Origin of the sequence: Pseudoalteromonas sp. BMB (genome assembly GCF_001709235.1) — a bacterium.
GTDB lineage: Bacteria > Pseudomonadota > Gammaproteobacteria > Enterobacterales > Alteromonadaceae > Pseudoalteromonas > Pseudoalteromonas maricaloris.
This window is the reverse complement of the sequence record NZ_MBQA01000074.1, coordinates 1-317: the sequence shown is the minus strand read 5'-3', so window position 1 is coordinate 317 and position 317 is coordinate 1. Positions and strand designations below refer to the sequence as shown.

At 47.3% G+C, this 317-nt stretch carries 1 protein-coding gene; it reads left to right on the top strand.

What is annotated here, in order from left to right; all coding sequences use genetic code 11:
• Positions 1-18: 18 nt before the first annotated feature.
• On the top strand, positions 19-317 hold a 299-nt coding region (locus BB427_RS06650; RefSeq protein ID WP_175401250.1), incomplete at its 3' end, for a hypothetical protein.

Below are 317 nucleotides of genomic sequence, written 5' to 3'. Positions count from 1 at the left end.
GAAAAAGAGAAGGCTCAAATGAAGGGTGAACTTGACGATGTCAGATCCAGCGTGGACCATGTAAATAAGGAAAAGGCAAACGCAGAAAAACAGGCCAAGCAGTTGGAGATGCAGCTCACAGAGGTTCAAGGAAAGATGGACGAGGCCCACCGATCTTTGGGTGACTTTGATGCTGCTAAGAAGAGGTTAACCGTCGAAAACACAGAGCTCACAAGGCAACTTGAAGATGCCGAATCGCAGATCAGCCAACTTAGCAAACTCAAAACATCCCTCCAGACACAGTTGGATGACACAAAGAGGATGGCTGATGAAGAGAG